Source organism: Nocardia ignorata NBRC 108230, from assembly GCF_001612905.1.
Taxonomy (GTDB): domain Bacteria; phylum Actinomycetota; class Actinomycetes; order Mycobacteriales; family Mycobacteriaceae; genus Nocardia; species Nocardia ignorata.
Map to the genome: position 1 here is coordinate 431,722 of NZ_BDBI01000012.1, position 9,013 is coordinate 440,734.

The following is a 9,013-nucleotide window of genomic DNA, read 5'->3' on the forward strand; positions in this document are numbered from 1 at the left end:
CACTATAGACCGACCAGTACATCGTCGTGTAGCGTTCGACAGCGACATAGACTGAACGGTCTATCTACGCAGGTAGGCGGGGTGACGAGCCTCGGACCACCACAACGTACGGCGAGGGCAAGGTATGCAGAATTGGGATGCGATCGTGGTCGGCAGCGGCATGGGCGGAATGACCGCCGCCGCGTATCTGGCCGCGGGTGGCCGCCGGATACTGGTGGTCGAACAGGGCGACGTACTCGGTGGCTGTACCCATGTATTCCGCCGCAAGGGATTCGAGTTCGAGGTCGGCGTGCACTATTTGGGCGACTGCGGACGCCCGGAGGGCAACATTCCCACGATCCTGCGCGGTGTCGGCGTCGACAAGCACGTCGAGTTCGAGGAGATCGATCCCGACGGGTTCGATGTGCTGGCCTTCCCATCGGTGACCTTTTCCGTGCCGCGCGGCTGGGACGCCTACCGCGACCGGTTGATCGAGACCTTCCCCGAGGATGCTGCGGCACTGCGCAGGTATGTGCGCGTCATCCGTAAACTGGCTGACGCGGTCGACCGGGCGACCACTCCCGCCTCGGTCCGTGGCAGCGCGGCGATGATGGCCCGCGCGGGGTGGGCGGCGCCGTTCGCGGTGATGCCCCTGACCCGCGTGTTCGACATCTGCGGCGTAGGGCCTGCGCCGCGGCCGGTGCTGGGTGGGCAGACCCCGGCCTACGCCGCCCCGGGAAACCGGGCTCCGGCGATCGTGCAGGCGGGCTTCCTGAAGAACTATGTCGAGGGTGGCGCCTATTTCCCGGTCGGGGGCGGGCAGGTGCTCTCGGCCACGATGGCCGAGGTCGTGCGCGCCAACGGTGGCGACTTCCGGCTCAACGCCCGGGTACGCCGGATTCTGGTCGAAGACGGGCGGGTACGTGGGGTCGAACTCGACGGCGGGGAGAAGATCGACGCGCCGGTGGTGGTGTCCAACGCCGACGTCAAGCGCACCTACCTCGAGCTTCTGGACCCGGCGGCGGTCTCGCCACTCAAGCGCAAACTGGTCTCCGGTTACACGATGGCTTGGCCGCTGTTCAACACCTACCTCGGTATCGACCTCGACCTGTCGAAGACGATGACCAGTTCCCAGATCTGGAAGTTCCGCGCAGACACCGACTTCGGGCCCATGCAAGAGGCGTTGAACTGGGAAGCCGCGGGCCGCGACCGGACACGATGGCTGCAAGCGGTGCGCGAGAACATCTGCGGCATGATCCACATCGCCGGCAACAAGGACCCCAACACCCCGTTCGCGCCTGCCGGTCAGTCGGTCGTCGAGATCATGACCTATCTGCCCGCCGACCCCGACCTGTGGGGCATCACCGCGGGTGGGCCGGTCGCCGGTGAGAAGTACCGCGATAATTCCGACTATCTGGAGCTCAAGGACGCGGTCACCGAAATCATGATCGACCTTGCCGCCGAGGTGATTCCGAACCTGCGCGAGCACCTGGTGTGGCAGGAGGCGGGTACCCCGATCACTCAGGAGCGCTACACCCACTCCACCGGCGGTGGCTCGTACGGCATCGAGATGAGCCTGCGCCAGCTCGGTCCACTGCGCCCCGGACCGAAAACCGAGATCACCGGGCTCTACCTGGCCGGGGCCAGCCAAGCCTGGGGCCCCGGCGTGGAGGGAGTGATGCTGTCCGGCGTGGGTGCCGCCGGCGCTGTCCTGCGCCGCGACTTGTTCACCGAGATCCGGGGCGGCGCCGTGCTCGGCAACCCCGACCAGCTCCCCGCCCACGGCAAGGACTGGGACCCGCTGGCCGTAGCCACCGACACCAAGCTGCGTGGCCAGAAGTCCCGCGCGGTGAGCAAGCCGAGCTGACGGCAGGGTCACGGCGCTCGAACGACCGCCCACTTCACCGGTAGTCCGGCACCCGATGTCGGTTCTCGACAGATTCCTCGCCGCCGGTCGGCACCGGATGGACCAGACAGGAGCACACTGATGACCTCGCAGGGTACCCACGGCCGTTCACGGCGCAAGTTCTCGATCGAACGCGCGGTCGGACGTTATGTCGCCAATCCGCTGGTACGAGGACTGCGCCGGATCGGGGTCGCCACGACCATGGCCACCGAATTGGAAACCGTCGGACGGAAGACCGGCAAGGTCCGTCGGGTTCCGGTCGCGGCGGCCTTCGACGATTCCGGTGCCTGGCTCATCTCCCAGCACGGAACCCGCGCCGGATGGACGGCCAATATCACCGCCGACCCACAGATCAGCATTCGGCAAGGCCCGCGGTGGCGTACCGGGACGGCGCATCTGGTGCCCGACGACGACGTCGTGGCCCGCGCACGCACTTTCGTTTCACACCCCGCCTTCGCCGGATTGGCCTCGGCCGCCTTTCGCGCCTTGCAAAGCGCACCGGTCTCGGTGCGGATCACCTTCACCGACACCGGTCCGGCCATGACATCGGTTACCGCACCGAAAGGACCCAGACGATGACAACCAGCCAGGACAGCGGCCCCATCACGGACCCAGCCCAGATGTCGGGCCTGCAGCTGTTGCGCGCGATGAGCGCGCTGCCGCTCGACCAGGTTCCCAGCATCGGTCGGCTGCTCGGCATGAGCGTGCTCGAACTCGAGGAAGGCCGCGTCACACTCGCGATCGAGACCCGGCCCGACTTCGCCAACCCGCTCGGTACGGTGCACGGCGGCATCTGCGCAACCCTGCTGGACTCGGTGATGGGCACCGCGGTGCACACCACCCTGGCTCCTGGACTCGGCTACTCCACCTTGGAACTGAAGGTCAACTTCATCCGCACGGTCGCCACCGACGGGCAGCGACTCACGGCAACCGGAACCATCGTGCACGTGGGCCGCCGGACCGCGACGGCCGAGGGACGCGTACTCGACGAGCGCGGAAAACTCGTCGCACACGGCACCACCACCTGCATCATCCAGCCCGTGCACTGACTCGGACAGAAAGTCGCGGGCGGGAACGCGTCGCTCGCCTAGTCTCGCGTACCGGCGGCGGACTCGGCGGCGCCTATCGTGACGAGGTCCTCGGCCACGGCATCCCAGAGCGCGGCGTACTCGGGCACAAGGGTCCGGACGTGCGACAGAGTCGGATAGTCGTTCGGATCGAACGCCAGATGGCCCGGCCGACCGCCCGGCATGGCGGTGTCGGGCCAGCGACGGGCCGGCGCGCTCGACGCAGAGTCGTCGACGAAAAGGATCCGCGCCTGCCCCTGCGCGCCGATCTTCCACACGGCGCGAGTCGACGCGGAAATGGTCACGGGCATGAAGTCCTCCGATGGCCATGGATAACGACAACGGGATCGTAAGACAGCCAAGACGTTTCACGGAGTGTCGCGTTGCAGGACCTTCGTCGCACAGGACTCACCACGCGATCCGGGTCCGGTCATTTCTAGAACACGTTATAGTTTCTGGATGCGGCCGGACAACCCGCCGTACGAAAGGTGGTAGTGGTGCTGACCTGGGACGATGAAGCCGATGTCGTCGTTGTCGGATACGGCGGTGCGGGGGTCACGACGGCGCTCGCCGCTCGCGAACGCGGCGGCGATGTCCTCGCGCTCGACCGGTACCTCGGCGGTGGCGCGACAGAACTGTCCGGCGGAATCATCTACGCCGGAGCGGGCACCTGGGTCCAACGCGCCGCCGGAATCGACGACGATGCCGACAACATGTTCGCCTACCTGCAGGCAGAGGTCGGCGACGCGGTGAGCCCCGCGACGCTGCGCCGCTTCTGCGAGGAGTCCCCCGCGCTCATCGACTGGCTCACCGAATACGGCGTGCCGTTCGAGGCATCGGTGTGCCCGTACAAGACCTCCTACCCCACCGACGACTACTACCTCTACTACTCCGGCAGCGAGAACGCCGGTGGCTACCGGGAACTCGCGAAACCACGGCAGCGCGGACACCGCGCCCACGGACCCGGTGTCTCGGGCAAGGCAGTGTTCCGTCCGCTGGCACGGTCGGCCGCCGCGCGCGGGGTGCGGGTCCGAACCGGAACCACGGCGACCCGGCTCGTGGTCGAGGACGGCCGGGTGACCGGCATAGAAGCGGTCACCCTCGACGGCGCACCCGCCGCCGTGCGACGCCGTTTCGCGGCTCTGGCACGGATCTCGTCGAAACCCGGTGTGTACCACCAGGGCCTGCGCCGCGCCGTGCAAGCGACGATCGCACGCATCGAGCGCAAACATGGTGTGCCATTGCGCATCCGGGCCCGCTCCGGTGTCGTACTCACCACCGGCGGATTCATCGCCAACGCGGCGATGGTGGCCCGCCACAGCCCCCATTACCCCTGGGCGCAGGGTCTGCCGCTGGGGTCGGCCGGGGACGACGGCAGCGGCATCACAATGGCCGAGGAGATCGGCGCGGCCACCGGCAAGATGGACGCGATGTCGGCATGGCGTTTCATCGGCCCGCCCAGCGTCTTCTACGGCGCGATCGCGGTGGACACCGAAGGCAGTCGCATGGTCGACGAATCACGCTACGGCGCGGCACTGGGCGCCGCCATCGCCACCGCCCCCGGCCACCGTGCCTGGCTGCTCGTCGACGCCGAGCTCGCCGCCGAAGCACGCACCCAGATCGCCGGCCAGTCGGTGTGGTTCCAGCGCATGCAGACCGAACGACTCCTCCGCTTCGGACGCACCACCGGCCGCACCATCGAAGAAGCCGCCGCCCGCGCGGGCGTCGACCCCGCAGGCCTGCGCGCCACCGTCGACGCCCACAACCAGGCCATCGAGCAGGGCGCCCCCGATCCACTCGGCAAACCCGACGACATCCGCCGCCCCATCCGCACCGGCCCTTACGCCCTACTCGACATCTCCTTCGCCGCCCGCCTCACCTACCCCATGCCGATGCTCACCCTCGGCGGCCTCCTCGTCGACGAACAAACCGGCGCCGTCCGCACCGAAACCGGCGACACCATCCCCGGCCTCTACGCCGCAGGCCGCGCAGCAGTCGGCATCTGCTCCAACGGCTACGTCAGCGGACTCTCCCTCGCGGACTGCGTCTTCGCCGGTCGACGTGCGGGAACTCACAGCGTCCAGCACGTCGACCAGAACTGACTATTCGGGCATTCCCGAGCGCTCGGCGCCGTGGTCGGTCTCCTTGGTTCGCCTCCGAAACAGGGAGACCTGAGGCGTCTTAGGATTCCGCGTCTGACCGCACCGTCAAGATCATCCGAACCCCCACCAAAACCGCAGGTCAGATAGGCGATTTGGTTTACGACAATCAGTCGGATAATCTTTTGGCACACCAGCAAGTCCGGGTGGCGGAATGGCAGACGCGCTAGCTTGAGGTGCTAGTGCCCGTATTAGGGCGTGGGGGTTCAAGTCCCCCTCCGGACACCAGTGCTAAACACAACTATGTGTTTGCATATATCTACTCGATGCTCCAGGTGCGACCTCGCACCTGGAGCATCGGCATTTGTAGGCAACATGCAGCAGCTGCCGCTATGAGTCGGCGAACTTCGCCGCTCGTCCAACTGTTCGGTCCAGGTCAGATTTCGTCTCGACCCACGGGTGACCGTCTGATCCGTGGCGTTACGAGACCGAATCGGTCCCTTCCGCCATCGAGCCAGTGTGATTCGAATCACTCGATTGCCCACCGCTCGGGCAGCTCGATACACAGCCGCGCTACCACAAACACGAAACGCGCCTGACCCTGCTACACCCGAAACCGTGACGAGGGCAAGGAGCACAACGCCGCCCTCGTCTGCCCGGCCTGCCGTGGCCGCGACGCCAGGCTCGAAAACTGAGAAGCCCAACGGGCAAGTGGTGATCGAGGCGCGCGGCGATCAGGAGAATCCCGTTAGATGCCCTCAGTCTGACCGCGGATGGATCAGGTAGGGCGACTCGACCTGACCGAGTGCGCTCACGCCCACCCCGGCGTTTCGAGGACGGTGACGCCAGTAAATCCACCCCCGCCCTTCGGCCCATACCGCAATCCGATCGGCGACGATCACCCCGGCAACCACCCCCGCCACCCAGAACATCCCGTCCACGCAGCGACCTCCCGACTATTGCCTCACCGCAATCCGACGTATCGGAATCACGCTGCGAGCGCGGCATCCGAGGAGTTGACCAAACCTATGGGTAGTCTCCGAGTACGCCGGTGCTAGCCCAAGCTAGGAGGTGGTGACAGTTGCTCGATGCTCGGAGTACGCAAAACGCACCCGGAGCTCGAACGCGTCATAGAGCTCGACCTTACGATCTGGCGCACTCGCCGCGAGGATCGCACGGATGTCGCCCAAAGACTCGATGAGCCTGCGTAGTTCGGTGTGGGTGAGCCTCTCTTCCCTCGGAAGGTTGTTCAGCTCTCCCTCCGCGGCCGTCTTCTCTGCCTGAGCCGAATTGAGCGGCCCGATGACGGCCTGGGGATCTACGCCCGCTTCGATCGCCGCGAGATGACGCCCGATCTTCGTTTGCGCTTGTTCAATCCGTCGGCGCAACGCCTGACGACGAGAATCGCTGCCGTCGTCGCCCTGGGCCTCCACCAATGCCGCAACAGTGCTGTCCAGGTTGCTCTCATCGAACAGGGTCGCCAGCCAGCCGTCGACAGGTTCGATGAGGTGCGACTCACGCAGATTCACCGTTCGGGGATGCTCCTGCTCAACCCTGCTGTCCGAAGCCAAACTCCTGGCTCGACAACGATAGTAGACAGCTCCGCCCACCATTTCGCCCTGCATCTTGCGGCCGCAAGCAGTGCAGTACACCCTGCCGCGCAACAGATAGATCCCACCGGAACGAATTGGCCTAGTCCGTTCGAGCCGGCTGCGCGCACGGTTACTCATTCCTGCCCGCTCGCGACGCAGAAGCGTTGCCTGAGTGAAGGTTTCGACCGAGACGATCGCCGGGTGCGCCGGACGTCGCGACCGGACAATGCGTTGGGCAGGTGAACGTTTGAACTTTACGATGTGGCCGGCAGCGACGTCATCGGGATCCAACAGCACGTCGTGTTTGCTCCAACGCCCGAAGACCGCATAGCCCGTGTAGCGCGGATTCTGCAGAATCGCTGCCACCGTAGAGGCCTGCCAGCCGTCACCGGCACGATGCTTGTTCTGCTCGGGGCGATGCGCGGACGGGCACGGAATCATCAACCGGTTCAGTTCATTAGCGATGGCCCGGTCGCCGTAGCCGGCGAGATAGGAGCGAAAGATCTGCTGAACGACCGGAGCGGTCGCAGCGTCGACCGATAGGACCCGAAGTTTCAGGTTGTCCGCCGCGCGGTTCGGATTGGGATGTGGTGGGCCGTCCACGACGAGATAGCCGTAGGGCGGCCTGCCGCCTTGGTGGCGGCCTTCGTTGAGGACCTGGGCATCCATGCTGGCCCGAGTTCGCTGCTGAACATGCTGACGTTCGGATTCGCTGAGCCCGCCGAGCATGCTCATCATCATCGAGTGCGTGACGTTGTTCGGATCGAACCGGCCACCCAACTCGGGCACCCAGATCTCGGCTCCGTAGGCATGGATGCGGGGTGCAACAAGACTGAACTGGTTACCGAACCAGCATCGGGTGCCTTCTCCGACAACGATCCCGGTCCAACCTCGCTGAGGATCTCGAAGGTCTTCCAGAAGTCGAGCGGCGTGAGTACGTCGATGCCAGGGCACCGAACGCGATTGCCCGACATCGAAGTAGCTCTTCACGATCTGCCCGCTGACGAATTTCTCGGCGTTGCCGAGTTGCCACCGATAGGAAGTTTCGGGGTCTTGATTGTCCTCGGTGGAGCAACGCCCGTAGAAGCACAGATCTGTTTCCGCCACGTCTACTCGGGCAGTCTCCAACCCCAGGAGATCATCGAGCACAGCCCACTCATTGCCCGTCGCTGACATCAGCGCACTCCGGCGTCAGACTGGGCTCGACGTTCCTCACCCCGGGCGGCATCCCGCAGCAATCGAAGCAAAGCGCGTGCTGCACGACCGGAGACCCGCGGAGGTTCGACGGGACAATCGACTTCAATACTTGGGGATCCGTCGCGTCGCGACCCTTCGCGTCGGCTATCGCTCGACATCGCGATTGCAGGAAACAAGAATTGCCGCTGCGCGAGCATTCGCTGGGGCCGACTGGTGAGCCAAAGCACGGTGACCCGAATGCTCGACGAGGCATGATCGCACGAGCGGTTGACCGACACGGGATCCCGCACAGGAAAGACGGATCCATAGACGGACTCGCCGGTGATGTACCGCGGCACCGAAGTTGGTTTCCAAGCGTAGAACATAAGGCACCTTGTCAGTGATGCCCCGGTCAGTGGCTCTTCCAGGATCGAGTGTACCCGCCACTCATGGTGGAGGCCTTCCCCTATCGGCCCTACTCAGAATCTCAACCCTCCCAAGAGAATCACGTCAGAGGGACTCACCACATCACATGGCCACTGCGCGAGAGGATCTTGATTGTGACGAGTTGATCCATAGTAAGCAGCCAATGCAGAGCTGGAATTTGATTGCCTGTTCACCTAATAGCGTTCGGAAAGTCCACGATTGGGCTGAACGTGTCTCAAAACTGCCCACTACCAGCAATAATGCAATGTGCGCATCGCTCATAACATCTCAACGATTGCGGTTGTTTCTCGCTGAACTAGTGTCGATCGCGTGCCGGACGTCAAGTTCTGCCGACACTGCGGTTCGATCCCCTCTTGCGACGGCGGCAGGACCTGGGGCGGTGTCGGCGAACCTAACGAGCCTCAGCCGGGGCGCAGCGGTCCGTGGACGAGATCCTGCAGAGCTAGTGGCGCAGGCCTCGGCGGCGTCGACCGCTAGCGCGCCCGCTTCGGAACGTTCTCGTCAAGCCTGCGTTTTACTGCAGCAAGCCGGATCACCTTCCGCCGATCGGTTCGACGATGGCCACCGCCGAACCCGCTACTTCCCCTCTCCTCGGGCGCCTTGAAGAACTTGTAGCCGACTTCCCAACAGATGGGAAGCAGCTTTCAATTATTTCAGCGCGCGCAGTGCATGGGCCCAGCGACATCTAGTGGCGGAATGTGACTGGTTCGTCAGAAATGCCCCACAAAACCCCAGGTAGCGAGGGTT

6 protein-coding genes and 1 tRNA gene are annotated in these 9,013 nt (G+C 64.9%); 5 read left to right on the forward strand and 2 right to left on the reverse strand.

What is annotated here, in order from left to right; translation table 11 throughout:
- Nucleotides 1–124 precede the first annotated feature (124 nt).
- The 3 genes from NI2_RS13090 (at nucleotide 125) to NI2_RS13100 (ending at nucleotide 2,934) form a co-directional block, all read left to right on the forward strand.
- On the forward strand, nucleotides 125–1,846 hold the full coding sequence (locus NI2_RS13090; RefSeq protein ID WP_067490243.1) for a phytoene desaturase family protein: 1,722 nt from the start codon (nucleotides 125–127) through the stop codon (nucleotides 1,844–1,846).
- A gap of 120 nt (nucleotides 1,847–1,966) precedes the next feature.
- On the forward strand, nucleotides 1,967–2,464 hold the full coding sequence (locus NI2_RS13095; RefSeq protein WP_067490246.1) for a nitroreductase family deazaflavin-dependent oxidoreductase: 498 nt from the start codon (nucleotides 1,967–1,969) through the stop codon (nucleotides 2,462–2,464).
- Nucleotides 2,461–2,934 (forward strand): PaaI family thioesterase, encoded by a 474-nt coding sequence (locus NI2_RS13100; RefSeq protein ID WP_067490249.1) that lies wholly within the window; start codon nucleotides 2,461–2,463, stop codon nucleotides 2,932–2,934. The genes NI2_RS13095 and NI2_RS13100 overlap by 4 nt, the downstream gene beginning before the upstream one ends.
- A gap of 38 nt (nucleotides 2,935–2,972) precedes the next feature.
- Here the strand turns inward: NI2_RS13100 and NI2_RS13105 are convergent, their stop codons facing one another.
- Nucleotides 2,973–3,263: a hypothetical protein gene (locus NI2_RS13105; protein ID WP_067490252.1), complete on the reverse strand. Its 291-nt coding sequence runs from the start codon at nucleotides 3,261–3,263 to the stop codon at nucleotides 2,973–2,975.
- A gap of 183 nt (nucleotides 3,264–3,446) precedes the next feature.
- Here NI2_RS13105 and NI2_RS13110 point away from each other — a divergent pair, with 183 nt between their 5' ends.
- The gene (locus tag NI2_RS13110; protein WP_371851973.1) at nucleotides 3,447–5,054 is read left to right on the forward strand and encodes an FAD-binding protein; all 1,608 of its coding nucleotides are present in this window, start codon (nucleotides 3,447–3,449) and stop codon (nucleotides 5,052–5,054) included.
- 197 nt (nucleotides 5,055–5,251) lie between these two features.
- A tRNA-Leu gene (locus NI2_RS13115) sits at nucleotides 5,252–5,339 on the forward strand.
- Between the two features lie 776 nt (nucleotides 5,340–6,115).
- Here the strand turns inward: NI2_RS13115 and NI2_RS13120 are convergent.
- Entirely contained in the window at nucleotides 6,116–7,792 is a 1,677-nt protein-coding gene (locus NI2_RS13120; protein WP_243749992.1) for a recombinase family protein, read from the reverse strand.
- Nucleotides 7,793–9,013 lie beyond the last annotated feature (1,221 nt).